The sequence below is a fragment of the Rhodococcus sp. IEGM1339 genome, assembly GCF_050321925.1.
In the GTDB taxonomy this organism is placed as follows: domain Bacteria; phylum Actinomycetota; class Actinomycetes; order Mycobacteriales; family Mycobacteriaceae; genus Rhodococcus; species Rhodococcus pyridinivorans.
This window is the reverse complement of record NZ_JBNQFT010000023.1, coordinates 14,864-41,830: the sequence shown is the minus strand read 5'-3', so window position 1 is coordinate 41,830 and position 26,967 is coordinate 14,864. Positions and strand designations below refer to the sequence as shown.

Sequence of the window (26,967 nt, the reverse complement as noted above, 5' to 3'; positions counted from 1 at the left end):
GATACTGCAGCTACTGCTGTTGCAGGTGTTGCGAGACCACCTGGTTGATCCGGTGCAGACCGGGCGAGGTGAGGCCTGGGATCTGATTCTCGATCGTGCGCACCAGCGACGAATCGTCGAGGACCTTCTCGCTCGACTGGATCAGGACGGTTCCGGCACCGGTGAAATCGAACTGCCGTTCCTCACCGGACTGCACACCGAAACGCCGCGCCCCGGCCGAGACGAATCCGGTGATCCACGATTCGTCGTAGTGATGGCTGGGGGACGGACAGTCGGCCCACCCGACGAGCGCCTCCGGGTCGACCCGCAGCGGCGGCTCGGCGAACATCACCGGCCCGTTCGACGACGCGAGGAAACGGCCCGTACCGATGAGGGTGAGGAAACCCGGGACGATCGACTGGTTGAGCGACAGGCCCGGTTCGAAGGCCAGCAGATTGGCCTGCCGGATCGTGAGGTTGCCGTCGTCGAGGTCGTACGAGTTGATGTCGTATCCGCGGTCGCCGATGATCAGCTTCCCGAAGCCTTCGGCCACGACGTAGTCGCCGAGATAGAGCGGAGCGGAGAATTGCTGGGCCACCATGTGCAGCAGGTGTCCTTGCAGCCCGTGGGTGAGTGCCGAGAACTGCACCTGACCGTAGTACGCGATCATCGCGCCCTTCGACAGGAACCAGGGCGTCTGCAGGTCGATGCAGTAGGCGTAGGGGTTGCCCGGCACGTTGTCGCTGCCGCCGAAGCTCGACGGGTTCAGAACGGTACTCACAGCTTCTCCTCCGATGCCTGCACGTAGACGATGCCCTGTCCGCTGCATTCGAGTTGCATGGCCTCCCCACCGGTGCGACCGACGTTCCGCCAGCTCATCGACGACTTCAGTTCGGTGCGGACCGGGCCGTAGGACGCCACGAACGCCTGCGGGTCGACGACCACGGGCGTCGGACCACCCACCTGAAGCTCGAACACGCCGCCGTGGGCGAGCAGCACCGCCGCGCCCTGGCCGATCAGCTGGGTGGTGAACATGCCGGTGCCGGTCATCGCTCCGGTGGCGGCGCCGCGCAGCGCCCCGAGCAGACCCCCGCCGCCACCGCCCCCACCGGAGGCGGCGGCCACCGAGACGACCGTGGACTGCAGACCGGTGGTGTGGGCGAGCAGGCGCGACGCTTCCGCCCGCAGCTCACCGCCCGCGGACATGTCGACGATGTGCGTCTCGAGACCGCGGAAGCCGTAGTGCACGACACCGTCGCCCTGCGCGAGCATCGTGGCCTCGTGCTCACCCTGCAGCATGCGTCCCGCCATACCGGCGAGACCACCGAGACCCGGAGCGCCCCCGACGCCACCGGGAACACCGTGGGGGGAGAACCGGACGTTGCCGGTGTAGAACAGCATCGCGCCGCGGCGGGCCACGACGGGACCGGACTGCCGCAGGTCGACGCGCACGACCTTGCCGTTGATCTTCGTGAAGCTCATCTGTTCCTACCGTTCCGCCGGCTGGATGGAGACCACGCCCACGCCGACCCACTCGAGGGAGAACGCCTCGCCGCTGCCCTGACCGATGGCCGAGCGCCACGACACGTCGGTGACGAACGACTGCGTGAGCTGCCCCTTCGCGCACACGAAGGCGTCGGGATCGACGACGAGGGGATGCTGCGGCGACACCTCGAGATGGATGAGCGGGCCCCCGGCGGAGAGCAGCGCGACCTGCCCGGTCCCCGTCACCGTCGTGGTGAACAGACCCTGGCCGCTCATGCCGCCGCGCAGACCCGCGAACGTCACGTTCGTGTTCAGATTCCCGCTCAGCGCCAGCAACTGCTCGGACTCGACCTGCAGCGTCTCGTTGTTCAGCTCCAGCACCGTGACGTCCTGCGCCTGGTGCGCGAAGTAGACGACGCCCGTGCCGCTGCACTCCATGAGCGAGAGCCCCTCACCCGTCGCGCGCTGCCGCAGCCCGGAGAGAACACCCTCGCCACCACCGAAACCGGCGGACTTGAAACCGACCTGGCCCTCGTACGCCACCATCGACCCCGACAGGGCCCGGACGGACGAATTGTTCAGGTGGGCTTCGATCACCCTCTTGGTCTTCACGACTAGCCGCATGGCGGGAAACGATAGTCGGAAACGACTTCGGTGGAGTGAACCCCCGGTAGCGGGGCCCACTCCACCGAAGAACTACAGAAGACCTACAGTCCCAGATCCTTGGCGATGATCGTCTTCATGACCTCGTTGGTGCCGCCGTAGATGCGGGTCACGCGGGTGTCGGCGTAGAGGCGGGCGATGGGGTACTCGGTGATGTAGCCGTAGCCGCCGTGCAGCTGCAGGCACTTGTCGATGATGCGGCCGGCGGCCTCCGTCGCGAACAGCTTCGCGCGGGCGGCGTCGGGCACCGTCAGTTCGTCGCGGTCGTTGAGCTCGATCGCGTTGTCGACCATGATCTGCATGGCCTGCAGTTCGGTCGAGCACTCGGCGAGCACGAACTTGGTGTTCTGGAAGGACGCGACCGGCTTGCCGAAGACCTTGCGGTCCTTGGTGTATGCGATGGCGTGCTGGATCGCCGCGGCCGCGGTGGCGGCAGCACCGAACGCGATGGTGAGACGCTCCTGCGCGAGGTTCTGCGTCAGGTACGAGAACGCCTCGCCCTCCTTGCCGAGCAGATCGGCGACCGGCACCTTCACGTCGTCGAACGACAGCTCGGCGGTGTCCGAGGTCTTGAGACCGATCTTGTGGAGCTTGCGTCCGACCGCGAAGCCCTCACTCTTGGTGTCCACCAACAGGATCGACAGGCCACCGCGACGGTCCTCGGGGTTGTACGGCGAGGTGCGGCCCACGACGAGAATGCGGTCGGCGAGAGCACCGCCGGTGATGAACGTCTTCGCGCCGTTGAGGACGTAGTGGCTGCCGTCCTCCGAGAGCTTCGCGGTGGTCGCGATGCTGGCGAGGTCGGAACCGGTGCCCGGCTCGGTCATCGCGATGGCGAACATCAGCTCACCCGAGGCGAACCCGGGGAGCCAGCGCTGCTTCTGCTCCTCGGTGGCGTTCTGCATGATGTACGGCAGGATCAGGTTCGAGTGCACCGACGACGAACCGAACGACACACCGGCCGCCGACGCCTCCTCGGCGAGGATCACGTTGAACTTCAGCGACGTCTCGCCGCCTCCGCCGTACTCCTCGGGAACCTGGATGCCGAGGAGCCCGAGTTCTCCCATGCGGCTGTAGAACTCGCGCGGAGGATGGCCGGTCTCTTCCCACTCGGGGTAGACGGGCACGACCTCCTTCGCGATGAAGTCGCGGACGGTCTGCCGGAACGCCTCGTGATCCTCGTTGTACAGCGTGCGCTTCACGCGTTGTCCTTCCAGGGATGGATGTGATTGTGGGGGAGCACCTTACAGTGCGTAGCTGCGCAGCACGCCCTTGCTGATGATCGTCTTCTGGATCTCACTGGTGCCCTCGCCGATGAGCAGGAAGGGAGCCTCGCGCATGAGGCGCTCGATCTCGTACTCCTTCGAATAGCCGTAGCCGCCGTGGATGCGAAAGCCGGCCTGGGTGACCTCGGAGCAGTACTCGCTGGTGAGGTACTTGGCCATACCGGCGGCGACGTCGTTGCGCTCACCCGAGTCCTTCAGACGCGCGGCGTTGACCATCATCAGGTGGGCGGCCTCGACCTTGGTGGCCATCTCCGCGAGGGAGAACGAGATCGCCTGGTGCTGGGCGATGGGCTTGCCGAAGGTGGTGCGCTGCTGGGCGTAGCGGGCGGCGAGCTCGAAGGCGCGGATCGCGACACCGCACGCGCGGGCCGAGACGTTGACACGGCCGACCTCGACACCGTCCATCATCTGGAAGAAGCCCTTGCCGGGCTCCCCACCGAGGATCGAATCGGCCGAGGCCTTGTAGTTGTCGAAGACGAGCTCGGTGGTGTCGATGCCCTTGTACCCCATCTTGTCGATCTTGCCGGGGATGGTGACACCCGGGACGACCTCACCGAAGCCGGCAGGCTTCTCGACCAGGAAGGTGGTCAGGTTCTTGTGGGGCTTGTCGGAGCCTTCCTCGGTCTTGACCAGCGCGGCGACGAGAGTGGAGCTACCACCGTTGGTCAGCCACATCTTCTGGCCGTTGATGACGTAGTTGCCGTCGGCGTCGCGCTTGGCCTTGGTGCGGATGGCGGCGACGTCGGAGCCGAGTGCGGGCTCGGACATCGAGAACGCGCCGCGGACCTCACCGGTGGCCATGCGGGGCAGGTAGTACTGATTCTGCTCTTCGGTGCCGTGCTGGCGGATCATGTACGCGACGATGAAGTGCGTGTTGATGACGCCGGAGACGCTCATCCAGCCGCGGGCGAGTTCCTCGACGCACAGCGCGTAGGTCAGCAGCGACTCGCCGAGCCCGCCGTACTCCTCGGGGATCATCAGCCCGAACAGGCCCATCTCGCGCATCTGGTCGACGATGGCCTGCGGGTAGGTGTCCGAGTGCTCGAGTTCCTGAGCGTTCGGGATGATCTCGCGATCGACGAAGGCGCGGACCGTGTCGAGGATCTCGGACTGGAATTCCGTCAGACCGAGGGTCTGGGCGAGGCGGGTCATGCGTGCTCTTTCTGGGAGATGCGGATGGTGCCGGATGCTGCGAGGGCGTCGATCTCGTCGTCGGTCAGCCCGAGATGTTCGGTGAGCACCTCGGCGGTGTCGTCGCCGTTGGCCGGCGCGGGGCGGACCTCGGGGTACCGGCCGTCGAAGGACATCGGGGTGCTCGGGGCGTGGTAGCTGCCGATGCGCGGCTGGTCGAGCTTGTGGAACATCGGGTTGTCGGTCACGCGCGGGTCGGCGGCGAGTTCGGCGAACGTGCGGTAGCGCTCGTGCAGGACCGAGGTGCCGCCCAGCGCCGTCTCGACCTCGTCGGCGGTGTGGCGCGAGAACCAGGCGCCGAACAGGCTGTTGAGCACGTGGCGGTGCTCGAACCGGGTGCCCTCGTCGCGGAAGTCGACGCCCAGGGCGGATTCGAGTGCGGCCACGGCCTCGGCGGTGCCGGTGAGCTCGGTGAGATCGCGGAAGTGGCGCGGCGTGAGCGCGACGAGCATGAAGCGTGCGCCGTCGCTGGTGGCGAAGTCGGCGCCGTAGGTGCCGTAGACGGAGTTGCCGACCTTCTCCCGGACGGGGCGGCCGAGCTGGGCCTCGGCGATGTAGCCGAGATTGCCGACGGTCGCGAACGCGACGTCCTCGAGCGGGAGAACGACTCTCGTTCCGGCGCCGGTGATCTCGCGACGGTAGACGGCCGAGGCAACCGACAGGGCCGCGTACAGGCCGCACGAGACGTCCCAGGCGGGCAGCACGTGGTTGACCGGAGTCGAGACGTTCTCGGCACCGGTGACCTGCGGGAAACCGGCGGCGGCGTTGACGGTGTAGTCGACGGCGCCGGTGCCGTCGGCGCGACCGAGGACCTGCACGTGGATCAGGTCGGGGCGGATCGCGGCGAGTTCGTCGTAGTCGAGCCACGAGCGACCGGCGGCGTTGGTGACCAGCACGCCGGCATCGATGATCAGGTCGCGGATCAGGTTCTGTGCCTCCGGGCTACGGAAATCCGCTGCGAGCGATCGCTTGCCCTTGTTCAGGCCGGCCCAGTAGATCGACTCGTTGCCGTCGGTGACCGGCCAGCGGCGGTAGTCGGCAGCGCCGCCGATCGGGTCGACCCGGATCACGTCGGCGCCGAGCGCGGCCAGGGTCATGCCGCACAGGGGTGCGGCCACGAAGCTGGACACCTCGACCACGCGCACTCCCGCGAGGGGTGCAGTGGACGAGGGCAGTTCGTCGGTGGAAGCGGTGGAGTTCATGCTGGGCTCGCTCGTCCTCGTCGCAGATTGTTTCGGGCACAGTCAGCATGCCCAGGTTCTGCCGCCCGGAACAGCACCGATCGGCTATCGCTCGGTTAGCGCAGACCAATACTCGATGCGGCCTGAATCCGCCGTGTGATGAGTCATAGGTTTCAGTGATCGATTCGTTCGCCTCCCGCTCTTTGCTTCAGGTGACATGGCTCACGTTCAATACATGCAGACGCCAGGCGTGACGTTCTTCCGACAGCGACATACCGATCGTTCGTAAGTCGGCCATCCCGCTCGAGTTCTGAAGGGACTCCCAGTGACCACAGGCGAAATCGCGCACGACAAGTCGGCAGCCGCCGGCGGGCCCGGTCGGCCGACGACCGGCTCGACACCTCTCGTGACCCCCGGCCGCGCATGGAGCATGACCGGCCTGGTCATCTTCCTCTACGTCGTCAACTACGCCGACAAGGCCGTCCTCGGCATCATCGCCCAGCCTCTGGCGCGTGAGCTCGGCATGAGCTCCTCCCAGATCGGCCTGGTCGGGTCGCTGTTCTTCGTCACATTCACCGTCGGCGGTTTCTTCGCCGGGCCGTTGAACAAGTACATGACCCTCCGCTGGGCCCTGCTGGCCCTCGGCCTGACCTGGTCCCTCGTCATGCTGCCGCTGGTCGTCAGTGCGAGTTTCGCGATGCTGGTCGTCACCCGCATGCTGCTCGGTCTCGCCGAAGGACCGAGCTCGGCGCTCATGCACACCGCCGCGTACTCGTGGCACCCGCCGGCCAAGCGTGGCCTGCCCGGCGCCTTCCTGGCCGGTTCCGCCTCGGTCGCCAAGATCGCCCTCGCTCCCGTCCTGACCCTCATCACCGTCGAATGGGGATGGCGTGCCGCGCTGATCTCGCTGTCGATCCTCGGTGCGATCTGGATGGGCTGCTGGCTCCTCGGCTGGAAGGAAGGCCCCTACACGACCCGGGCCGTCAAGGGCGCCGAGACCGCCGCTTCCGCCGCGCAGACCGAACCGTCCGTGCCGTGGCGCAAGATCTTCCTCACTCGCACCTTCATCAGCTGCGCGATCCTGATCATGGTCGTCTACGCGCTCACCACCGTCGTCCTGACCTGGTTGCCGTCCTACTTCGAGGTCGGTCTCGGCTACAGCGCTCTGCAGGCCGGCTCGATGTTCGCCCTGCCGTCCATCATCGGTCTGTTCCTCATGATCAGCTCGGGCACGGTCACCGACCGCCTCAGCGCCAAGGGTTACCGCTCGCGGGTCGTCCGCATCATCGTGCCCGCCGTCGGTGTGCTCATCTGCGGTGCCATCCTGGTCTTCCTCCCGTCCATCGGTACGCCGGCTCTGGCCGTCGCGGTCGTCTCCATCGGCTACGGCTTCGGCGCCATCGCGTTCCCGCTGATCAACGCCGCGATCTCCGAGTTGTGCCCGCCGCAGCAGACCGCCGGCACGATGGGTGTCTTCCTCGCGCTGATGGCGGTCGGCGGTCTCGTTGCCCCCTACGGCACGGGTGTCCTCGTCGACAACGCCGCCACCGCGGCGGAGGGCTATGCAACGGCCTTCCAGGTCATCGGTGCACTCGGTGCGCTCGCCGCGATCCTGGTGCTCTTCCTGGCCGACCCGGAGCGCGACCGCAAGATCATCCGGGCAGCCGCCTGACCTGTTCGGCATAGCTTCCGCCTAACGGAAGCTTCCGCCGAAAGACTTACCCCTACCGGCCGGGTGCATGGTCTCCTCGAATGTGAGGACCACCACCCGGCCGGTCGTCTTTTCCCACCACGGTTGCCCGGCAACCGTGTCCCGCAACAGCAAAGGACCGATTCGCATGCGCGATGCCGTGATCGTCGACGCCGTCCGTTCCCCCATCGGACGTCGCGGTGGTGCACTGTCCGAGATCCACCCCGTCAACCTGTCCGCCCACGTGCTGACCGCACTGGCGGAGCGGACCGGCCTCGATCCCGCCACGATCGACGACGTCCAGTGGGGTTGTGTGAGCCAGGTCGGCGACCAGGCCGGAATCGTCTCGCGCAGCGCCGTGTTCGCGGCCGGATGGCCGGTCACCGTACCCGCCACCACCATCAACCGGGCGTGCGGATCGAGCCAGCAGGCCGTGTCATTCGCCGCCGCGACCGTCATCTCCGGCCAGAACGACGTCGTGATCGCCGGTGGTGTCGAGTCCATGAGCCGTGTGCCGATGGGCAGCGCCGGCAAGGACGGTCAGCACTTCCCGCAGAACGTGCTCGACCGCTTCGAGGTCGGCGGCTTCAGCCAGGGCATCGGCGCCGAGATGATCGCCGAGAAGTGGGGTTTCTCCCGCACGCAGCTCGACGAATTCTCGCTGCGCTCGCACGAACTGTCCGCAGCCGCCACCGACGCGGGCGCCTTCACCGGCCAGATCGCCGTGGTCGGCGAGTTCGCCACCGACGAGGGCATCCGCCGCGGCGGCACCGTCGAGTCGCTGGCCAAGCTCGAGACCGTCTTCAAGGAGGACGGCGTGATCCACGCCGGCAACTCCTCGCAGATCTCCGACGGTGCCGGCGCCCTGCTCATCACCACCAGCGAATACGCCGCGGCGCAGGGCTGGACCCCGCTCGCACGCATCCACACCGCCGTCGTCGCCGCCGACGACCCGGTCGTCATGCTCACCGGCCCCATCCCCGCCACCGAGAAGGCCATCGAGCGTTCCGGTCTGTCCATCGACGACATCGGCGCCTTCGAGATCAACGAGGCCTTCGCACCGGTGCCGCTGGCATGGCAGGTCGAGACCGGCGCGAAGCCCGACCGCCTCAACCCGCTCGGCGGCGCGATCGGTGTCGGCCATCCCCTCGGCGGCTCCGGCGCGATTCTCATGACCCGCCTCGTGCACCACATGCGCGACAACGGCATCCGCTACGGCCTGCAGTCGATGTGCGAGGCCGGCGGCATGGCCAACGCCACCATCCTCGAACTGCTCTGATCTCACGTCACCCAGCTGCTACGAATCCGAAGGAAGCACTATGGAACTCAAGGGTCTGTCCGTTGCCGTCACCGGCGGAGCGTCCGGTCTCGGTCTCGCCACGGCACGTCGCGTCCTGGCCGCCGGCGGCAACGTCACCCTCATCGACCTCCCCGGCTCGAACGGTGAGGAGATCGCCAAGGAGCTCGGCGACGGCGCCGTCTTCGCCCCCGGCGACGTGACCGATTCGGAGCAGTTCGCTGCGGCTCTCGACGTCGCGCACGAGCGCGGCGGCCTGCGCGGTGTCGTGCACTGCGCCGGCGCCGGACGCAAGATGCGCATCCTCGACAAGGAGGGCAAGGCCGGTTCGCTCGAGGACTTCGAGTTCGTGATCCGCCTCAACCTCATCGGCTCGTTCAACGCGCTGCGCCTCGGCGCCGAGCGCATGGCCGAACTCGACCTCATCGAGGACGAGCGTGGCGCCGTCGTCATGACGGCCTCCGTCGCGGCCTTCGAGGGCCAGATCGGCCAGATCAACTACTCGGCGTCCAAGGCCGGCATCGTCGGCATGACGATCGTCGCCGCACGCGACCTCGCCAGCAAGGGCATCCGCGTCAACACCATCGCCCCCGGCATCATGGACACCCCGCTGCTCGCCCGCCTGCGCGAGGACGTCCGCACGTCGCTCGAAGCGACCGTGCCCAACCCGTCGCGTCTGGGCCGGCCCGACGAGTTCGGGCAGCTGGCCACGAACATCCTCGAGAACGGCTACATCAACGGCGAGACCATTCGCCTCGACGGCGCCATCCGTATGGCACCGCGGTGAACCGGGCGTCGACCATGACCTCGGCTTCCGACCTCGCACAGCGCAGGCTGTCGTACCCGGCGACGACGATGGCGGTGTGGGCACCGAGCCTCGCCGCCGTCTACGGCGACCGTCCCGCGGTGATCGACGGCGACCGGGTGCTCACCTACAACGACCTCGACGCACGCTCGGCGCAGTTCGCCGGCGTGCTGCACGAGGCCGGGGTGCGGGCCCGCGACGTGGTGCTCCTGGACCTCGGTAACTGCGTCGAGTTCCACATCGCCTACTACGGTGCGCTCCGCGTCGGAGCGGCGGTCACGCTCGTGAATCCGCTGCAGCCCGAACCGGGTCTGCGCCGGCAGATCGAGGAGACTTCCGCAGCCGCGGCGGTCACCGGTTCCGCACAGGCCGACACCCTGTTCCGGGCTGCGTCCGGAACGAGTATCCGGTTGATCGCGGTCGTCTCCGACGAAGCGGTCACCGCGCCGGGTGCCGTGCGCTTCGGCGATGCGCTCGAAGGACGTCCGCAGACCTTCGAACCGGTCGTCACCAGTCCGGACGATATCGCGCACATCGCGTACACCGGTGGCACGACCGGCATTTCGAAGGGCGTGCGCGTCCTGCACCGCAACGTCGTCGGCAACGTCACGCAGATGTGTGCGTGGCGCGCCGGGCACCAGCTGGTCGCCGATGTCGACGGGCGCATCTCGCTCGAACCGATCGGCGACCTGAAAATCGCCGGTGCGGTCCCGGGTCAGGGTTCGACGATCGTGGTGTCGCCGCTGTTCCACGCGCACGCGCTGATCAACACGTCGTTCCTTCTCGCGTGCGGCCTGACCCAGGTCCTCGCGGGTCGCTTCGATCCGGCCCGGATGCTCGAGCTGATCGAACGATACGAGGCCGGCTACATCACCGGCAGCCCGGCGATGTGGCACGCCCTCGCTACGCATCCCGACGTCGAGACCCGCGACCTGTCCACCGTGCGGGTCGTGTCGTCCGGTGCCGCTCCGATCGACCACGTGACCCTCGGGAACCTCGAGCGTGCGTTCCCCAACGCACGTATCGCGGAGGGTTACGGGCTCACCGAGGGCACCTGCGTCGTCACGGCGATGCCGCTCGTCGTCGACTCGGAGTACCGCCTCGGAAGCGTCGGCCTCCCGGTCTTCGACACCGAACTCGAGATCCGCTCGCAGATCGATCCGACCGTCGTCCTCCCCGACGGAGAGCTCGGCGAACTGTGGATCCGCGGACCGCAGGTCACCGACGGATATCTCGGACACCCCGAGATCACCGCGGAACAGTACGTCGACGGCTGGCTCGCCACCGGCGACATCGCCTACCGCGATGCCGACGGATTCGTGTACATCGCCGACCGGGCGAAGGACATGTTGATCTACAAGGGCTACAACGTGTATCCGCGTGAGCTCGAAGAGATCCTGGTGACCCACCCGAAGGTGTCCACTGCGGCGGTCGTCGGGCGGGAGGCAGGCGCGATCGGTCAGGAGCCGGTAGCCTTCGTCGTCCCCGTCGACGGCGAGGAGCCCGCCGCGGAGGAGCTGAAGGCGTACGTCGCCGAACAGGTCCTGCCGTACAAGAAGATCCGTGAAGTGGTGGTGGTCGACGCATTGCCGACCTCCGCCGCGGGCAAGATCCTCAAGACCGATCTGCGATCGCGACTGACGGTCTCCTGACCCCGCACACGAGAAACCCCCGGCATCCGATGCCGGGGGTTTCTTCGTATGCGGTGGAAGGTGATTCGCAAGAATCGGTTCGGGCGCGGTTCCGGACGTACCTGTTCCGGAACCGCGCCCCGAAGGTCAGGAGTTCTTCTGTTGCTCCTGCTTGACGAGTCCGCCGCCGATGATCAGACGCTGGATCTCGCTGGTGCCCTCGTACAGGCGCAGCAGACGCACGTCGCGGTAGATCCGCTCGACCGGCACCTCGCGCATGTAGCCGATGCCACCGTGGATCTGGACGGCGAGATCGGCGACCTTGCCGACCATCTCGGTGCAGAACAGCTTCGCGACCGACGGTGCGATGCGGCGGTCGGTCTCCTCGACCCACGCCTTCGCGGCGTCGCGGACGAGGGCGCGGCCGGCCATCACACCGGTCTGCTGGTCGGCGATCATCGCCTGCACGAGCTGGAAGTTTCCGATGGGGTTGCCGCCCTGCGTGGCGGTCGCGGCGTAGGCGACAGACTCGTCGAGTGCGCGCTGGGCCTGGCCGACCGACAGTGCGGCGATGTGCACGCGACCGCGGGCGAGCGAGACCATGGCGGCCTTGTAGCCGACGTCCTCGCTGCCGCCGACGAGCGCGGAGTTCGGCACACGCACGTCGTCGAAGTGCACGTCGGCGGTCCAGGCGCCCTCCTGGCCCATCTTGGCGTCCTTGTTGCCCACCGTCAGGCCGGGGGTGTCGGCGGGGACGAGGAAGACCGCGATTCCGGTGCCGTTCCCGTCTGCCGGACGGGTGCGGGCGAACACGACGAACAGGTTCGCCAGCGGCGCGTTGGTGATGAAGCGCTTCTCGCCGGTGATCACCCAGTCGTCACCGGCGCGCACGGCCTTGGTACGCAGACCCGACGGGTTCGAGCCGGCGCCCGGCTCGGTGAGGGCGAAGGATGCGACGACCTCGCCGGAGGCGATGCCCTCGAGCCACTGCTGCTTCTGCTCGTCGGTGCCGAAGTTGACGAGCACCTGGCCCGCGATGCCGTTGTTGGTGCCGAACATCGAGCGCAGCGACAGGGTCGTGTAACCCAGCTCCATCGCGAGTTCCGCGTCCTGCTGCAGATTCAGGCCGAGGCCGCCCCACTCCTGCGGGATGGCGTATCCGAACAGGCCCATGTCCTTCGCGGCCTGGCGGATGTCCTCGGGAATCGCATTGGTCTCGGCGATCTCCTGCTCGCGCGGCACGACCACGTTGCGCACGAACGCGCGGGTCTGCGCGAGGATCTCGCGGAAGTCGTCCTCGTCGACCTCGGGGGCCGGGATGGAGAGTGTCATGTCTACAACCTTCGTGCGGCCGCGGGGAGGTGTCCAATACGAATGGCGCCATTCCCGTATAGGCATTGTCGATGGATGAGAGCCGTTCTACCGGCCGGTTCGCCGTTATATTCGGAGCATCGACTTGTCTGGGGGCCGTCCCGAGTCCCGCCGAAAGGAATCATAGATGTCTCTGTTGGAGAACCGCACTGCCGTGATCACCGGTGGCGCTCAGGGAATCGGCTTCGCCATCGCACAGGAGTTCGTCGACGCCGGCGCCCGCGTCGTGATCGGCGACCTCGATCTCGATGCCGCCACCGCCGCCGCCGAGAAGCTCGGAGGGCGCGACGTGGCCCGGGCCGTGCGCGCCAACGTCGTCGAGTCCGCCGACTGGGACACCCTCCTCGCCGAGGCCGTCGACGGTTTCGGTTCGCTCGACGTGGTGGTCAACAACGCCGGTATCACCCGCGACGCGACGATGCGCACGATGACCGAAGAGGACTTCGACCTCGTCATCTCGGTGCACCTCAAGGGCACCTGGCACGGCACCCGCAAGGCCGCCGCGATCATGCGTGAGGCCAAGCGCGGCGCGATCGTCAACATCTCCTCGCTGTCCGGCAAGGTCGGCATGGTCGGCCAGACCAACTACTCCGCCGCCAAGGCGGGCATCGTCGGCCTCACCAAGGCCGCCGCCAAGGAGATGGCGTACCACGGCGTCCGCGTCAACGCGATCCAGCCCGGCCTGATCCGTTCGGCGATGACCGAGGCCATGCCGCAGAAGGCATGGGACCGGAAGATGGCCGAGATCCCCATGGGCCGCCCCGGCGAGGTCGACGAGATCGCCTCCGTCGCACTGTTCCTCGCGTCCGACATGTCCTCCTACATGACCGGCACCGTCCTCGAGGTCACCGGCGGCCGCTTCATGTGACGGTCCATCCGTCACCTCCCTCTCTTCCCGAAAGGTCATCATGCGTGAAGTTGTCATCTGCGAGCCGGTCCGTACCCCGATCGGCCGCTACGGCGGAATGTTCAAGTCCCTCACCGCAGTCGATCTCGGTGTCGCGGCCCTGAAGGGTCTACTCGAGCGCACCGGTGTTGCGCCCGAACAGGTTCAGGACGTCATCCTCGGCCACTGCAACGGCAACAGTGAGGCCCCGGCCATCGGCCGCGTCGTCGCTCTCGACGCCGGTCTGCCGATCACGGTGCCCGGCATGCACATCGACCGTCGCTGCGGTTCGGGCCTGCAGGCCGTCATCCAGGCCGCCTTCCAGGTCGGTAACGGCGACCACGATCTCGTCGTCGCCGGTGGCACCGAGTCGATGAGCAACGCGGCGTTCTACTCCACCGATATCCGCTGGGGCGGCGCCCGCACCGGTGTGCAGATGCACGACGGGCTGGTCCGAGCCCGCTCGACCGCCGGTGGCCGTTTCTACCCGGTGCCCGGCGGCATGATCGAGACCGCGGAGAACCTGCGTCGGGAGTACTCGATCTCCCGCGACGAGCAGGACGAGCTGGCCCTGAACTCGCACCTGCGTGCAGTCCACGCCCAGAAGAACGGGATCCTCGCCGAGGAGATCATCCCCGTCACGGTGAGCAGCCGTAAGGGCGACGAGGTCATCGACACCGACGAGCACCCGCGTCCCGACATCAGCCTGGAGACCCTCGCCAAGCTGAAGCCGATCATGGGCAAGCAGGACCCCGAGGCCACCGTCACCGCCGGCAACGCCAGCGGCCAGAACGACGCCGCGTCCATGGCCATCGTCACCACCCCGGAGAAGGCCGCCGAGCTGGGCCTGACCCCGCTGGTGCGGTTCGTCTCGTGGGGCGTCGCCGGTGTCCAGCCCAAGGTCATGGGCATCGGCCCCGTGCCGGCCACCGAGGTCGCCCTCGCCAAGGCGGGCATCACCCTCGCCGACGTCGACATCATCGAGCTCAACGAGGCGTTCGCCGCGCAGGCCCTTGCCGTGACCCGCGAGTGGAAGTTCGGCAAGGCCGACTTCGAGCGCACCAACGTCCACGGCTCCGGCATCTCGCTCGGCCACCCGGTCGGCGCGACCGGCGGACGCATGCTCGCCACCCTCGCCCGCGAGCTGCACCGTCGCGAGGCCCGCTACGGCCTCGAGACCATGTGCATCGGCGGCGGCCAGGGCTTGGCAGCGATCTTCGAGCGCGTCGCGTAAGCAGACAGCTCCCGGTTCGGGGAGGTTGTGTTCGGTTTTTCTCGAAAAGCCCGGACACAACCTCCCCGAACTTCTTTCGTGGCAGGTGACCGGGCTGGGGATGACGCCGGGTTGTCCACAACCGGGCCTCGACGCGGCGTCAGGAGGCGCGTCGCGCCCGGCATGCTCGGCGCGTGATCGACTTCGACGAACCGTTCTCGGGACGCGCGGCACTCGCTGCCGGCGTCGTCACGCGGCATCGGCTCGCACGCGACTTCGTCCACCTCCACCGCGACGTCTACATCCGACGAGGGATCCCGGCCACCCCGCTGCTGCGTGCGAAGGCGGCATGGTTGTGGTCGCAGGGCCGCGGCGTCCTCGCGGGAGTGTCCGCCGCTGCCGTGCACGGCACTCGATGGCTCGACCCGGATGCGGCGGCCGAACTCGTCCGCTCCGATCACGTCCGGTCGGCGCCGGGCATCTCGGTCCGACGCGCCCCGAAGCTCGACACCTGCGTGGTCGACGGGATGTTCGCGACCACACCGGCGCAGACGGCCTTCGATCTCGCCCGACGAATGCCGTTCGATCGGGCCGTCGAAACGATCGACGCGCTCTGCAACGCGACCGGCCTGACGGTGCCTGAGATCGAGGAACTCGCGACGAGGAGCAAAGGCGCACACGGTATCGGTGCCGTGCCGCGGGTGCTCGCCCTCGTCGACGGTGGGGCTGCGTCACCGCCCGAGACCCACACGCGTCTGCTCCTCGTCCGTGCCGGTCTCCCACCGCCGGAGACCCAGATCGAGATCTTCGACGGCGACGTGTTCGTGGCGCGAGCCGACATGGGATGGAAGCAGTGGCGGGTGCTCGTGGAGTACGACGGCGTGCAGCACTGGACCGACCCCACTCAGCGCACCCGCGACATCGATCGGTACGCGGTGCTGCCCGAACTGGGGTGGACGGTCATCCGGGTCGGCGCCGACCTCCTCTACCGGCGGCCCGAAGTCTTCGTCGAACGGGTGCGGCGTGCTCTGGGAGCGGCCGGTGCGCCCGTCTGAGCAGAACTTCGGGGAGGTTGTGTGCGTGTTTTTCGAGAAACGCGAACACAACCTCCCCGAACTTTCGACGGGCCACGCTATTCGGTGCGGAGGAGGTAGAAGCGGAAGAAGCCGAAGTCCTCGATGGGGAGCACGTCGACCTCGGTGAAACCGGCATCGAGGGCATAGCGGCGCAGGGTCGCGGGACGCATGACGGTGCCCGTCGCGGCGCTCGGTGTGTGGCTCATACCGTCAGGGAGGCAGATGGTGAGGCTGTAGCCGTACATGAGCCGTTCGACGTCGTCGCCGGGCGCGGTGAAGGTGTCGGCGACCGCTTCGTCCATGACGATCATGAACCCGCCGGGTGCGAGCGACCGCCGTACGGCAGCCAACACTTCGACCGGTCGGGGCATGTCGTGGACGCACTCGAATGCGAAGGCCGCCTGGAAGTTTCCATCAGGTAGTTCGGACGCGTCGCACTGCGTGAACGTGACGCGTTGCGCCACATCGGCATTCTCCGCGAGGTTCGACCGGGCCATCTCCACCGACGGGGCGTCGATGTCGAAGCCGTGAACCTTCGCATCCGGATAGGTGCGCGCGATCGTGATCGTCGACCATCCCCCGCCGCAGCCGATGTCGGCGATCTGCGCGCCCGGCTGCCCGAGCACCCGGTCGACCTCCGGTACCGACCGCAGAGCATCGGGCAGCGCCTTCTCGAACAGCGGCCTGTTCGCGTCGGCCTGCGACTCGCACACGTCGCGGCCGAACTGGCTCCAACTCACGCCGCCACCGTTGCGGTACGCCTCGAGCAGACCGGGAAGCTGCATCGTCGCGCCGACGATCATCCGGGCGAGCGGCGCCATGTACGCCAGGCTGTGCGGATCGGTGAGTACCTCGCGACCGACCGCAGACAGCGTGAAGCGTGGGGGATCGCCGTCGTCGACGTCGAGCAGACCGGTCAGAGCCTGCTGCTCGAGCCACTCGCGGGTGTACCGCGGGTGGGTTCCGGTGCGTTCGGCCAGTTCGCCGGCCGTCGCAGGTCCGTCGTCGGCGAGGCTTCGGTACCAGCCGAGACGGTCGCCGATCAGGATCGTGAGGGTGTCCATGGTGCCGAGGACGGAATCGAGGACGCGCTGCGCGTACGCGTCGACGGAATCGAGGTGGACGGAGGAAGGCGTCGAGGTGGACATACGGATCATCTCCCGAGGAGAAGTGGATGTCGTCCCCACCATCGTCGCCCCCGGATCCCCGGATGTCACCGTTCCGTCGGGAGTTGCTCCTCCGCGCCGGACTCCTCGGACGACCGCACGAAGTCGACGAAGGCGCGACCGGCCTTCGACAGCGAGGCCGGGTCGAACACCAGTCCGTACGACTGCGCGAAGGTCGGCTCGCACGGACGGACCACCGCGACGTCCTGCGCCGACTCGGCGAGCGACCGTTCGACGAACGACCCACCCAGACCGGCGAGCACCATCGGCAGGCGGGCCTCGCGATGATCGGTGAGCACGGAGATGGGACGGCGCACCTCGGCCTGCCGCATTGCGTAGTCGATCGCGTCGCTCACGGAGCCACCACCGCGCGGCACGAACACCATCGGGATGTCGGGGAGCTCGGCCAAGGACAGCGGCCCGGGTGGCAGGTCGGTGCCGGGGGGATAGGCGAGCCAGTACTCGGTCTGTCCGAGCTCGATGATCTCGAGACCCACCTCGTCCTCGACGGGCAGATGGGTGACGACGAACTCGCAGTAGCCGTCGTGGATGACCGACGCGGTGAACTCCTCCGCACGCAGATCACCGAGGCGCGCGGTGACTTTGGGATGGAGACGGCGGAACTCGGAGACCAGGTCGACGATCGGGCCGGTTGCGAGAGCGGGGAAGACCATCAGATCCAGTCGGCCCGTCACCTCGGTCGTCGACACGGTGAGCAGCTCCTCGACCGCGTTCACATCGCGGAGGATCTGCCGGCTCGGGCCGATCAGTGCCTTGCCCGCCGCGGTGAGCACCATGCCGCGCCCGATGCGGTGGAACAGCTGCACCCCCAGCTCGCGCTCGAGGCTGCGCAGTGCCTGGGAGACGGTGGGCTGGGCGACGCCGAGCTCGGCGGCCGCGCCGTTGATGCCGTCGTTCTCCACGACGGCGAGGAAGTATTCGACCTGACGGAACTCCATGTCGTCACGCTTCCCAGGGGGTGCCGGTGGTGGTCGCCACGAATGCGGCGGCAGCGGGGGACAGATCGCCGGGTCGCATCACCAATCCGACGGGACGCCGGAACGGTGGATCCAGGGGCCGGACGACCGCACCGGGGATCTGCTTCTCGGCGACGCGACGCGGCACGATCGTCCCGGCGGTGCCACGCTCGACGAACTGCCACAGGGCTGCCTGGTTGGCGCAGTCGACGACGACGTTCTGATCGCCGAGCAGTTCACCGGTGCGTGCGGCGCTCGCGCGGGAGCCGAGGTCGAGGACCAGCGGGAAGTCGCGGACCTGGGCCCGGGTGACGGGGTCGGGCACGTCGGCGGCGAGGTCGGGGTGCACGGCGAGCACCATCTCCTGCTCGAGGACCGGAACGGTGATCATGCCGGCGTGATCGACGGACAGGTCGGTGATGCCGATCTCCGCCTCGCCGCGGCGCAGCGCCGCGTGGACTCCGGGAGGGCCTTCGGCGTCGTTCACCCGCACGGTCAGGTTGGGGTAGCGCCGACGGAAGCGCTGGACGAACTCGATGACGGGGTGGATCGAGAACGTCGCGAAGGTGACGATCTCGACACGACCGGCCTGGAGATCGCGCACCGCCGCGACCTTCTGTTTCGCCCGCTCGACGTCGGCCAGGATGCGGCGTGCGGCGCCCTCGAGGACACGACCGTCCTCGGTGAGGGTGAGCCGTCGGCCGGTGCGGTCGAACAGGGTCGTGTCGAGGCGGCGTTCGAGGGTGCGGATGGCCTGCGACAACGACGGCTGCGAAATGTAAAGTGCCTGAGCAGCTTTCGTGATCCCGCCGTGGTCGACGACCGCCACGAAATAGGTCACGAGGTGCAAGTCCACTCGATTATCGTAGGTGACGCTCAGAACCGTCCCGGACGCAACCGTCAGGAAGGGGTGTCTACCGGGCGCGGTACCCGCCATCCGCCGGTGAACGACGGCTCGCGTTTGTCGACGAATGCACGCATCGCATCGGGGGCGTCGGTGGCGTGGTTGATCGCCTGCGAGCGGGCCTCGTTCTCGAGTGCTTCGCGGAGCGTGAGCGACGAACCCTGCTCGAGCATCCGCGCCGACATGCTCACCGCGACCGGCGGGGCGGCGGCCAGCCGCGCGGCCAGTTCGGCGGCGCGACCGGCGAGGGCGTCGGGCTCGACGAGCTCGGTCACCAGGCCCAGGTCGTATGCTTCCTCGGCGCACACGATGTCGGCGAGCATGACCAGACGCTTCGCCTGGTGCAGTCCCACGAGGCGCGGCAGGATCCACGACCCGCCGAAGTCGATCGACAGTCCGCGCCGCGCGAAGATCTGACCGAACTTCGCGGTGCGGGAGGCGACGACCACGTCGCACAGCAACGCCATGTTCCATCCCGCGCCCACCGCATACCCCTCGACCTGCGCGATCAACGGCTTCGAGAACTCCGCGACGGCGAGCGCCGTCTCGTTGATCTCCCGCATACGGTCGAGGGGATGGGTGGAGTCGCGCCGCTCCATGTCGGCACCGGTGCAGAAGTCACCACCGGCGCCGGTGAGGATCACGGCGCGGACGGAATCGTCGTGCTGGAGCGCACCGAACGTCTCACGCAACGACCGCCACGCCTCGACCGTCATCGCGTTCTTGCGCTCCGGTCGACTCAGCGTGATCGTGGCGACCGAGCCGTCCTGCGCGACCAGAACATCCGACATTCCTACTCGCCCTTCCAGACCGGTGCGCGCTTCTCGGCGAACGCCCGGGCGCCTTCCTTGGCGTCGGCCGACGCGAAGACCGGGTCGATGAACTTGCGCTGCGCGACGAAGGCGTCGGGGTCCGTGTAGTTGGCGGCCATCGCGACGACCTGCTTGGTGGCCTTGACGGCGAGGGGGCCGTTCGCCGCGACGCGGGCGGCGAGTTCCTTTGCCACGGTGAGTGCTTCACCGGGCTCGGTGACGCGGTTGACCAGGCCGTGCTGGTGGGCGACCTCGGCGGTGAGTGGGTCACCGGTGATGGCCAGTTCCATCGCGAGCGGGTAGGGGAGGATCTTCGGCAGGCGCAGCAGGCCGCCGGCCGCCGCCGCGAGTCCGCGCTTGACCTCGGGGATACCGAACTTCGCTTCGCGCGACGCGACGATCAGGTCGGCGGACAGGGCGAGCTCGCATCCACCGGCCAGGGCCCAGCCCTCGACTGCGGCGATGAGCGGCTTGCTCGGCGGTGCCTCGGTGAGGCCACCGAAACCGCGGCCGGGGATCGACGGGCGCTCCCCGCGTGCGAACGCCTTCAGATCCATTCCGGAGCAGAACGTTCCGCCGGCACCGGTGAGGATGCCGATGGTCAGGTCGGGGCGTGCCTCGAACTCGTCGATGGCCGCGGCCAACGCCTCCGAGACCTCCAGGTTCACGGCGTTCTTGGCCTCGGGGCGGTTGAGGGTGAACACCGCGACGCCGTCGGCGAATTCGGTGAGGACAACGCTCATGTCAGTTTTCCTTCGTATGGGTCGGAGTGGAGAGAGTCCAGTGGGCGGGAGTTCCACCGTCGGAACGGATGTCGCCTCTATCGGCGAGAACGAGCAGATGGGCCTGGGTTTCGCGGACGGCGAGTCGCTGCAGCCGGGGATCCATCACATCGATAGGACGCGACCACGTGACGCGGGTCGTGATCTCCCACGCCGTCGACTCGGGCCTGGACGCGACGGCATCGCGGATCTCGTCGAGACGGACCTCGTGGTGGTCCATGAGTTGGCGTGCGCGTTCGGTGACTCCGCGGAACCGGTACTCGTGGGCGGGCAGCACCTCGCAGTCCGGCAGAGCCGTCGTCGCATGCAGCGACAGCAGGTAGCGGTGCAACGGGTCGCCCAGTTCGCCGGGGCCGGAGGAGATGTTGGGGCTGATGCGCGGGAGCATGTGGTCGCCGCTGAACAGCAAGTCGCGGTCGCGGTCGACGAAGGCGAGGTGACCGGGCGTGTGGCCGGGCGTCCACACCGCTTCGATGTTCCACCCGGGCAGATCGAGTCGATCACCATGAGCGAGAACGACATCCGCGCTCTCGCCTCGGGGGAAGCGGACGAGTTCGAAGCGGGCGGCCTCGACGACCTCGGGCGGTGCGCCGAGTCCGGTGAGGTCTACGCGCCATGCTTCCTTGTCGGCGGCGGCGTCCTCCGGGGTGAAGTGCCCGAGGGCGGCGGCGTCGGCGGCGTGCATCGCGATCACAGCGCCGGTCGTTTCCTTCAACCGGGGTGCCAGACCGAAATGGTCGGGATGCAGGTGAGTGATCGCCGCGTAGCGCACCTCGGTGATGTGATGGCCGGTCGCGGCGACACCGGCCACGAGAGTGTCCCACGACTCCTCGGTGTCCATACCGAGGTCGATCAGGGCGAGGCCGTCGTCGAAGGCGAGCGCATAGGACAGCACGTACCGCAGCGGGTTCTTCGGCATCGGAACCGGAATCGACCACAGTCCTGGCCGCACCTCTTCGACCGGTGGCAGTACGCCGGCCGCCCACGCTTCACGCTGGGCGGTACCGAGATCCTCGGTGACGATCATGACGTCGTTCCTTCCCGTGCAGGAGCGAACTCGTCGCGCAGTGTGCGCTTCAGGATCTTGCCGCTGGCGTTGCGAGGCAACTCGTCGACGAAGTGGATGTGCCGGGGCTTCTTGTAGGAAGCCAGACGTTCGACGGTGAACTCGAGGAGTTCGGCCTCGGTCGGTGTCTCGGCTCCGGGTGCGACCCGCACGACGGCGGTCACGGCCTCGCCCCACCGGTCGTCCGGAACTCCCACCACTGCGACCTCGGCGACGGAAGGATGTTCGGAGATGACCGATTCGACCTCGATCGGGTAGACGTTCTCACCCCCGGAGATGATCATGTCCTTCACGCGGTCGGTGACGAACAGGTAGCCGTCCTCGTCGATGTGCCCGGCATCGCCGGTGCGCAGAAAACCGTCCTCGGTGAACAGGGCGGCGTTCTCGGCCTCGCGTCGCCAGTAACCCTGTGTGTTGTTGCGCGACCGGCTCACGATCTCACCGGTTTCGCCGCGGGGGAGCGGTTCGCCGGTGGCGAGGTCACGGATCTGGACCTCGATTCCCGGCAGCCCGGTGCCGGCCGAACGTAGGAGGTAGGAGCGCGGACCGTGCGGGTCGTGGTCCTCGGCACGTAGCGCTGTGAGGGAGCCCATCGTCTCGGTCATCCCGTAACGCTGCACGAAGCGGCAGCCGAGGGTGTCCATGGCGCGGGCGAGTTGCGTGGGCGTGATGGGAGAGGCGCCGTAGGCGACCAGACGCAGCGCCGACAGGTCGTAGTCCGACAGGTCGGGCATCTCCACGAGCATGTTGATCACCGACGGCACGAGGAATGCGTGGGTGATGCCGTGCTCGGAGATGGTGGCCGCCACCAGGTTCGGGCGCATCTCACCGAGCAACACCAGGTGCAATCCCGCCGACAGGGTCGTGCTCATCCAGCCGGCGCCGGCGATGTGGAACAGGGGCAGCGCGTCGAGGGACACCGAGTCCTCGGTGAACTCGTACAGCGCGAAGTTCTGCGGTTCGTTGAACAGGTTGTGATGCGTCGCCACAACACCTTTGGGTCGACCTGTGGTGCCCGAGGTGTAGAGCTGCAGCACCTCGGTCCGCGGGTCGTCGCCGAAGCCGGGGTCGATGTCGTCACCGGAGGCGACGAAGTCGTCCCACGACCGTGCACCGGGAACGGTGGAGGCGTCGCCGACCACGACGATCTGTACGGCGGGCAGGACTGTGGCGGCAGCGCGGGCCGATGCGGCGAACTCGTCCTCGACGATCAGGACGTCGAGCTGCGCGTCGTCGGCGATGTCGGCGATCTCGCCCGGGTTCAGGCGCCAGTTGAGCGGGGTGAAGACCAGTCCGGCCTTGGCGCAGCCGACGAACGAGGACGCGCCGGGTAGGCCCATGCGCAGCAGTGCGCCGATGCGCTCGGACGTCGCCGGAACGGTCGCGAGCGCCGAGGCGACCCGGTTGGTGAGCGCGTCGAACTCGGAGTAGGTGAGTGTGGTTCCGCCGGAGCTGACCGCCGCACGATCCGGATGTTCGACTGCCAGCTGCCGGATTCGGTTGGGAAGGTGCAACTCGCTCACATCACGCTCCTGATCGACACGGCCGACGCGCGGACATGCCGTCCACGCCGTTCCAGTCGATCACGATCGTGACTGCTGCCACAAAGACCTGCAGCCGTACGCAACGTTAGGGCAAACCTATGGGCGCGTATCGAGACCGACGTCGTGTGCGAAATCCCCGACGGGTCTCGCACACGACGTCGGCCTCGAGGCGATCGATCAGTCGATCTGCAGTTCACCCATCCGGCCCCACTCGGTGCCCGGAATCTCCGTGTTGAGGATGCGCGGGGTCTCGACCAGCGCCGGCCGCATTGCGTCGAGCCCCCTGCGGAAGTGATCGGACTTCACGTGCTCGGATCCGGCGTCCCCGTCGCGGAACGCCTCGACGAGAACGAACTCGGACGGATCGTCCACGCTGCGGGACCAGTCGAACCACAGGTTCCCGGGTTCGCTGCGAGTCGCCTCGGTGAACTCCGCGGTGGTCTCGAGCCAGCTGTCCTGGTACTCGGGCTTCACCTTGAAACGGACCACGATGAAGATCATCTTGCCTCCGGTCGGTAGATGTTGGAGGGACGGATCGTCCCTTCGTCGAACATATCGCCGTACTCACCGGTGAGGGCGTCGAATCCGTGACCGAGCGGCAGACCCCCACGAGGCAACCCGACACGTCAGCGACGTTCCGTCAGCCGCTCGTAGGACACCCGCCACACCCATTCGACCGGTCCCTGGCGGAATCGGCCGAGCCACCAACGGGATCCGACGGCCATCACCGCTCCCACCGCGATGTACACCGCGATCGTGAACGGGACCCGCATGGCGGGGTCCACGGTCTTCGCCAGACCGAATCCCCAGTCGTAACAGAGCACCGACGCGACGATGTTCTGCAGGATGTAGCAACTCAGCGCGGTCCGCCCGATGCGTTCACAGGCGGTGCCGACCGTGCCGGTGGTGGACCTGCCGATGTAGAAGTGGGCGATCCACGCCAGCAGGCCGAGCGCGACGAACGGGGCGATGCCGTAGCGCGCTGCGAATACACCTGCGGCACCGCCGAACAGACCCACGGCGAGGTCGAGCGGTGCTGCGATCGCCCCGACCACCATCAGCCGCCGGCGCAGCACCGCACCTCTGCTGTCGAACAGCCCGGAGGAATACAGTGCGGCGCCGGTCAGGAACAGCGCGACCGTCATCGGGATCACGAAGATCACCTCGGCGCGGAACGCAGCGGCGTTGTCCACGCGGAAGACGATCATGTCCCACCAGGTGGCGGTGGTCAGCTCGGGGGTCTCCGCATTCGGCGGTGAACTGGCGAGCGCCACGACGAGCGCGGTCACGGCCAGCGCGTGAACAGCGACGGCCGTACCCGCGACCCACAGCCGCACACGACGGGAGGAGATCACGAGCCCGCACACGAGCATGGACGTCAGCGCATACCCCATGAGGATGTCGAACTCGGCGACGAGCAGGTAGTGCACGACCCCGTCGACGAAGAGCAGGGCGGCGCGTACCCGGTAACCGCCGGGCCACGGCCGCCCCGCTCGCTGAGCGGACGCCGCTTGCACGGCCAGGCCGATCCCGAACATCAGGGTGAGCAACCCGAGGAACTTTCCCTGCGCGAGTTGCATGAGGATGCGCTGCGGCCACGGATCGGTGCCGATCGAGGCGAGATATCCGACGATCCCGGCGGGGTCGGTGAAGATCCAGACATTGGCGGCGAAGGTGCCGAGGATGGCGATCCCCCGGGCCACGTCGAGGGCGAGGATACGTTGCTGTCGCGTCGTCGAACCGGTGACCGTCATGATCCTCACCATGCGATGCGGCGGGGTCGGCGCGCGTCGGCCGACCGGGGGATGACGGGTCCTCCATGCGGGTGACCCGCGTTCGGTGATCTCCCCGAGAGCAGACATCGGCGAGGAGAACAGAGCAGGAACTGTCGGGTCCCGTGAGCCTCGGTGATGTGAACATGGAGCCATGCACGAAACCCCCACCGAGCTCGCCGACCTCCAGGTGCTCCTCGACACGTCGCTGTCCCGGTCCACATCCCACCTGAGGTCGATCGTCGACGCGTCGCGGACCCTCACGGCCGAGCAGCTCGTCGAGGTGCTCACGGGCATGTGCGTCCTCTCGCTGGCGACGGTCACCGCCGGCGGGGAACCGCGCATCAGTGCTGTGGACGGACATTTCCTGCACGGCAAGTGGTACTTCGGCACCGCCCCCACTGCAGCCAAGGCCCGGCATCTCGCCGCGCGTCCCGCGGCCAGCGCGGCGCACATGCGCGGGGAGGACCTCGGCGTGTTCACACACGGCCACGTGGAGATTCTCAACCCGCGCGGCGGTGAGCCGGCCGACGACTGGCCCGAACTGCTCGCCTACCTTCAGTCGTTCTACGGCGGGGACGCGTTCGACTGGAGCGAGGAGGTGGTCTACTACCGCCTGAACCCGCACTGGATGACCGTGTACGCGCCCGATGTCACGACACTCGTCGATCGGCGCTGATCCCTCTGTGCGAGGGGACGATCAGTCCGGAAGTGAACTACCACCCAGCGCGCCGCGCAGATGCTCGGTCTCGGTGGGCAGGCTGTCGGGGACGAACGTCCATCGGCCTCCCGTCCACGGATCGGCCAGCTCCCCGTCGACGGGAAGCTTCTGCGCCTCGTCCCACAGGATCTCCGCGACCCGATCGTCCGGGGGATCACCCGCGAGGACGACCGAGACCCGGCCGGCACTGCTGGTACGCGCGATCCGGACGATCTCGAGCAGGTCGTCGTGGTCGTAGCCGTAGGGGAACCCGGCGAGGACCAGCAACACGGGTGAGGCGGTCTCCGCGTCGACCTGCCGGGCGAGCGCGTCGAGGTCCGCCGCGTCGGCCAGCCCCCGGAGTCTGGCGGGGACCCGCGACCGGTCGTGGACGGGCGGTCCGGCAAGTCGGGCTGCGGTGAGGGGTTCGAGTGCGGGCAGCGTCCGCCCGGGATCGACGAGGTGCAGCAGGGTGTCGGGCCGGGCCGTGAGCAGCCGCACGACCACGGACGACACGACGGGACCGAGGTCGGCGGGGTCGCCGTCGATCCACAACGGTCGCGTGAGCGGTGCCGGCAGGCACAGGGGGATGCGCAGCGGACCCAGATCGGGCGCCGTCACCTCACCCACCCGCACGCCGTCGCTCGGCAGGTGCACGTGCATCCAGGCCGGGGAGATCCAGGATGCGAGTGCGGGCGGCAACGTCGCGTCGACGGTGAGCAGTTCGGCGGCGAGCACCGCGCTGTCGTCGCGGTAGCGGGCCTCGGCGACACCGACGAGCTCGTCGTAGCGCTGCTGCGCACGCGCCCGGGCACGGTCGGCCTCGGGCTCCATGCGCCGGGCGGGATCGACCACCGCTGTCGAGAGTTCGTCGTCGAAACGGTGCTGGGCGAACTCCGCGCTCGACGTGTACGCGGCGGCCGATCGGGCGGCGTCCTCGAAGATCTGCCACAGCACCTCGAGAGGTGAGAGGCCGATGACCGGGCCGGGCCCGGGAGCGGCCACCTTCTCCGCGTCGGAGGGTGACTCGACCTCCACCCCGTGCGCGGTGAACATCTTGGCGAGTCCACCGGCGTATCCCTGGCCGAGGGCGCGGATCTTCCATTCGTCGTGACGACGGTAGATCTCCCAGCACAGCAGCGCCGTCTCGGTACCGACCGCCGGTTCCACGTGAAACGACGCGAGGACGGTGCCCGCCGCGTCGCACAGCGAGGTCGACACCGCTGCGGGTCGCTCGCAGCCGACCGCACACAGCACGCGTGCGCCGGGACGGACCGCGTCGACGTCGACGACGATCACCTTGCCCTCGAGCCGAACGCCCGCCGTCGTCGGTTGGTTGTAGAACACGACGTCGTCGGAGGACGCCACCTGCAGGCCGTCGTCCACGACGAACGCGCACACGTCCAGAGGGACGGATGCGGTCGCCGTGAAACGGGCCGTGCGGGTCGGCAGCGGGGCGTTGCGCCCCGCTGTGAAGAGTTCGCCCACCG

General features: G+C 68.0%; 25 protein-coding genes. 8 read left to right on the top strand and 17 right to left on the bottom strand.

The features are described 5' to 3' along the window. Positions 1-10: 10 nt before the first annotated feature. From ACQR3U_RS18730 to ACQR3U_RS18705, 6 genes are all read right to left on the bottom strand, one after another. Positions 11-760 carry an AIM24 family protein gene (locus ACQR3U_RS18730; RefSeq protein WP_016693090.1) on the bottom strand — a complete coding sequence of 250 codons (750 nt, stop codon included), beginning with the start codon at positions 758-760 and terminating at the stop codon, positions 11-13. After that, the gene (locus tag ACQR3U_RS18725; RefSeq protein ID WP_019290601.1) at positions 757-1,461 is read right to left on the bottom strand and encodes an AIM24 family protein; all 705 of its coding nucleotides are present in this window, start codon (positions 1,459-1,461) and stop codon (positions 757-759) included. The genes ACQR3U_RS18730 and ACQR3U_RS18725 overlap by 4 nt, the downstream gene beginning before the upstream one ends. A gap of 6 nt (positions 1,462-1,467) precedes the next feature. Beyond that, positions 1,468-2,088, bottom strand: a complete 621-nt coding sequence (locus ACQR3U_RS18720) for an AIM24 family protein (RefSeq protein ID WP_220666284.1) — start codon at positions 2,086-2,088, stop codon at positions 1,468-1,470. Between the two features lie 83 nt (positions 2,089-2,171). Continuing rightward, positions 2,172-3,329, bottom strand: a complete 1,158-nt coding sequence (locus ACQR3U_RS18715) for an acyl-CoA dehydrogenase family protein (RefSeq protein ID WP_230811129.1) — start codon at positions 3,327-3,329, stop codon at positions 2,172-2,174. Between the two features lie 42 nt (positions 3,330-3,371). Beyond that, positions 3,372-4,565 (bottom strand): acyl-CoA dehydrogenase family protein, encoded by a 1,194-nt coding sequence (locus ACQR3U_RS18710; protein ID WP_230811130.1) that lies wholly within the window; start codon positions 4,563-4,565, stop codon positions 3,372-3,374. Continuing rightward, entirely contained in the window at positions 4,562-5,806 is a 1,245-nt protein-coding gene (locus ACQR3U_RS18705) for a CoA transferase (RefSeq protein WP_033097526.1), read from the bottom strand. Before ACQR3U_RS18705 ends, ACQR3U_RS18710 begins: the two co-directional genes overlap by 4 nt. A gap of 304 nt (positions 5,807-6,110) precedes the next feature. On the opposite strand from ACQR3U_RS18705, the gene ACQR3U_RS18700 reads away from it, so the two are divergent. The 4 genes from ACQR3U_RS18700 (at position 6,111) to ACQR3U_RS18685 (ending at position 11,229) form a co-directional block, all read left to right on the top strand. Continuing rightward, positions 6,111-7,457: an MFS transporter gene (locus ACQR3U_RS18700; protein WP_230811131.1), complete on the top strand. Its 1,347-nt coding sequence runs from the start codon at positions 6,111-6,113 to the stop codon at positions 7,455-7,457. A gap of 166 nt (positions 7,458-7,623) precedes the next feature. Further along, the gene (locus tag ACQR3U_RS18695; RefSeq protein ID WP_006550733.1) at positions 7,624-8,754 is read left to right on the top strand and encodes a thiolase family protein; all 1,131 of its coding nucleotides are present in this window, start codon (positions 7,624-7,626) and stop codon (positions 8,752-8,754) included. Between the two features lie 40 nt (positions 8,755-8,794). Next, the gene (locus ACQR3U_RS18690; protein ID WP_006550732.1) at positions 8,795-9,559 is read left to right on the top strand and encodes an SDR family NAD(P)-dependent oxidoreductase; all 765 of its coding nucleotides are present in this window, start codon (positions 8,795-8,797) and stop codon (positions 9,557-9,559) included. 14 nt (positions 9,560-9,573) lie between these two features. Next, positions 9,574-11,229 (top strand): AMP-binding protein, encoded by a 1,656-nt coding sequence (locus tag ACQR3U_RS18685; RefSeq protein ID WP_230811132.1) that lies wholly within the window; start codon positions 9,574-9,576, stop codon positions 11,227-11,229. A 126-nt stretch (positions 11,230-11,355) separates the two neighbouring features. Here the strand turns inward: ACQR3U_RS18685 and ACQR3U_RS18680 are convergent, their stop codons facing one another. Then, positions 11,356-12,540, bottom strand: coding sequence for an acyl-CoA dehydrogenase family protein (locus ACQR3U_RS18680; protein ID WP_230811133.1), 1,185 nt, complete (start codon positions 12,538-12,540; stop codon positions 11,356-11,358). Positions 12,541-12,706: 166 nt separating this feature from the next. Here ACQR3U_RS18680 and fabG point away from each other — a divergent pair, with 166 nt between their 5' ends. From fabG to ACQR3U_RS18665, 3 genes are all read left to right on the top strand, one after another. Further along, complete coding sequence (fabG, locus tag ACQR3U_RS18675) at positions 12,707-13,447, top strand: 3-oxoacyl-ACP reductase FabG (RefSeq protein ID WP_230811134.1); 741 nt, start codon at positions 12,707-12,709, stop codon at positions 13,445-13,447. 40 nt (positions 13,448-13,487) lie between these two features. After that, complete coding sequence (locus tag ACQR3U_RS18670; RefSeq protein WP_006550728.1) at positions 13,488-14,699, top strand: acetyl-CoA C-acetyltransferase; 1,212 nt, start codon at positions 13,488-13,490, stop codon at positions 14,697-14,699. A gap of 173 nt (positions 14,700-14,872) precedes the next feature. Next, complete coding sequence (locus ACQR3U_RS18665) at positions 14,873-15,733, top strand: endonuclease domain-containing protein (RefSeq protein WP_230811135.1); 861 nt, start codon at positions 14,873-14,875, stop codon at positions 15,731-15,733. 77 nt (positions 15,734-15,810) lie between these two features. On the opposite strand, the gene ACQR3U_RS18660 is transcribed toward ACQR3U_RS18665, so the two are convergent. From ACQR3U_RS18660 to ACQR3U_RS18620, 9 genes are all read right to left on the bottom strand, one after another. Then, the gene (locus tag ACQR3U_RS18660; protein ID WP_230811136.1) at positions 15,811-16,911 is read right to left on the bottom strand and encodes a class I SAM-dependent methyltransferase; all 1,101 of its coding nucleotides are present in this window, start codon (positions 16,909-16,911) and stop codon (positions 15,811-15,813) included. A 56-nt stretch (positions 16,912-16,967) separates the two neighbouring features. Then, positions 16,968-17,879 (bottom strand): LysR family transcriptional regulator, encoded by a 912-nt coding sequence (locus ACQR3U_RS18655; protein WP_064060036.1) that lies wholly within the window; start codon positions 17,877-17,879, stop codon positions 16,968-16,970. Positions 17,880-17,883: 4 nt separating this feature from the next. After that, positions 17,884-18,753 (bottom strand): LysR family transcriptional regulator, encoded by an 870-nt coding sequence (locus tag ACQR3U_RS18650; RefSeq protein WP_006550724.1) that lies wholly within the window; start codon positions 18,751-18,753, stop codon positions 17,884-17,886. 44 nt (positions 18,754-18,797) lie between these two features. Next, a complete protein-coding gene (locus ACQR3U_RS18645) occupies positions 18,798-19,592 on the bottom strand; it encodes an enoyl-CoA hydratase/isomerase family protein (RefSeq protein WP_019290613.1) in 795 nt (264 codons plus the stop codon). 2 nt (positions 19,593-19,594) lie between these two features. Further along, on the bottom strand, positions 19,595-20,356 hold the full coding sequence (locus tag ACQR3U_RS18640) for a crotonase/enoyl-CoA hydratase family protein (RefSeq protein WP_230811137.1): 762 nt from the start codon (positions 20,354-20,356) through the stop codon (positions 19,595-19,597). A gap of 1 nt (position 20,357) precedes the next feature. Beyond that, positions 20,358-21,422, bottom strand: coding sequence for an MBL fold metallo-hydrolase (locus tag ACQR3U_RS18635; protein WP_230811138.1), 1,065 nt, complete (start codon positions 21,420-21,422; stop codon positions 20,358-20,360). Next, a complete protein-coding gene (locus ACQR3U_RS18630) occupies positions 21,419-22,984 on the bottom strand; it encodes a long-chain-fatty-acid--CoA ligase (RefSeq protein ID WP_230811139.1) in 1,566 nt (521 codons plus the stop codon). The genes ACQR3U_RS18635 and ACQR3U_RS18630 overlap by 4 nt, the downstream gene beginning before the upstream one ends. Before the next feature lie 198 nt (positions 22,985-23,182). Further along, a complete protein-coding gene (locus ACQR3U_RS18625; RefSeq protein WP_006550720.1) occupies positions 23,183-23,506 on the bottom strand; it encodes a putative quinol monooxygenase in 324 nt (107 codons plus the stop codon). 125 nt (positions 23,507-23,631) lie between these two features. After that, positions 23,632-24,759 carry a DUF418 domain-containing protein gene (locus ACQR3U_RS18620; protein ID WP_372477701.1) on the bottom strand — a complete coding sequence of 376 codons (1,128 nt, stop codon included), beginning with the start codon at positions 24,757-24,759 and terminating at the stop codon, positions 23,632-23,634. A 172-nt stretch (positions 24,760-24,931) separates the two neighbouring features. On the opposite strand from ACQR3U_RS18620, the gene ACQR3U_RS18615 reads away from it, so the two are divergent. Next, on the top strand, positions 24,932-25,456 hold the full coding sequence (locus ACQR3U_RS18615) for a pyridoxamine 5'-phosphate oxidase family protein (protein WP_033097520.1): 525 nt from the start codon (positions 24,932-24,934) through the stop codon (positions 25,454-25,456). Between the two features lie 21 nt (positions 25,457-25,477). Here ACQR3U_RS18615 and ACQR3U_RS18610 read toward each other — a convergent pair whose 3' ends face one another. Next, a complete protein-coding gene (locus ACQR3U_RS18610) occupies positions 25,478-26,965 on the bottom strand; it encodes a TerD family protein (protein WP_230811140.1) in 1,488 nt (495 codons plus the stop codon). Positions 26,966-26,967 lie beyond the last annotated feature (2 nt).

What these genes read in the sequence shown, in the direction of transcription:
- ACQR3U_RS18725 (WP_019290601.1), bottom strand. Translation starts at nt 1,461, where the DNA reads ATGAGCTTCACGAAGATCAACGGCAAGGTCGTGCGCGTCGACCTGCGG.
- ACQR3U_RS18720 (WP_220666284.1), bottom strand. Translation starts at nt 2,088, where the DNA reads ATGCGGCTAGTCGTGAAGACCAAGAGGGTGATCGAAGCCCACCTGAAC.
- ACQR3U_RS18710 (WP_230811130.1), bottom strand. Translation starts at nt 4,565, where the DNA reads ATGACCCGCCTCGCCCAGACCCTCGGTCTGACGGAATTCCAGTCCGAG.
- ACQR3U_RS18705 (WP_033097526.1), bottom strand. Translation starts at nt 5,806, where the DNA reads ATGAACTCCACCGCTTCCACCGACGAACTGCCCTCGTCCACTGCACCC.
- ACQR3U_RS18695 (WP_006550733.1), top strand. Translation starts at nt 7,624, where the DNA reads ATGCGCGATGCCGTGATCGTCGACGCCGTCCGTTCCCCCATCGGACGT.
- ACQR3U_RS18690 (WP_006550732.1), top strand. Translation starts at nt 8,795, where the DNA reads ATGGAACTCAAGGGTCTGTCCGTTGCCGTCACCGGCGGAGCGTCCGGT.
- ACQR3U_RS18685 (WP_230811132.1), top strand. Translation starts at nt 9,574, where the DNA reads ATGACCTCGGCTTCCGACCTCGCACAGCGCAGGCTGTCGTACCCGGCG.
- ACQR3U_RS18680 (WP_230811133.1), bottom strand. Translation starts at nt 12,540, where the DNA reads ATGACACTCTCCATCCCGGCCCCCGAGGTCGACGAGGACGACTTCCGC.
- fabG (WP_230811134.1), top strand. Translation starts at nt 12,707, where the DNA reads ATGTCTCTGTTGGAGAACCGCACTGCCGTGATCACCGGTGGCGCTCAG.
- ACQR3U_RS18670 (WP_006550728.1), top strand. Translation starts at nt 13,488, where the DNA reads ATGCGTGAAGTTGTCATCTGCGAGCCGGTCCGTACCCCGATCGGCCGC.
- ACQR3U_RS18660 (WP_230811136.1), bottom strand. Translation starts at nt 16,911, where the DNA reads ATGATCCGTATGTCCACCTCGACGCCTTCCTCCGTCCACCTCGATTCC.
- ACQR3U_RS18655 (WP_064060036.1), bottom strand. Translation starts at nt 17,879, where the DNA reads ATGGAGTTCCGTCAGGTCGAATACTTCCTCGCCGTCGTGGAGAACGAC.
- ACQR3U_RS18645 (WP_019290613.1), bottom strand. Translation starts at nt 19,592, where the DNA reads ATGTCGGATGTTCTGGTCGCGCAGGACGGCTCGGTCGCCACGATCACG.
- ACQR3U_RS18640 (WP_230811137.1), bottom strand. Translation starts at nt 20,356, where the DNA reads ATGAGCGTTGTCCTCACCGAATTCGCCGACGGCGTCGCGGTGTTCACC.
- ACQR3U_RS18635 (WP_230811138.1), bottom strand. Translation starts at nt 21,422, where the DNA reads ATGATCGTCACCGAGGATCTCGGTACCGCCCAGCGTGAAGCGTGGGCG.
- ACQR3U_RS18625 (WP_006550720.1), bottom strand. Translation starts at nt 23,506, where the DNA reads ATGATCTTCATCGTGGTCCGTTTCAAGGTGAAGCCCGAGTACCAGGAC.
- ACQR3U_RS18620 (WP_372477701.1), bottom strand. Translation starts at nt 24,759, where the DNA reads ATGACGGTCACCGGTTCGACGACGCGACAGCAACGTATCCTCGCCCTC.
- ACQR3U_RS18615 (WP_033097520.1), top strand. Translation starts at nt 24,932, where the DNA reads ATGCACGAAACCCCCACCGAGCTCGCCGACCTCCAGGTGCTCCTCGAC.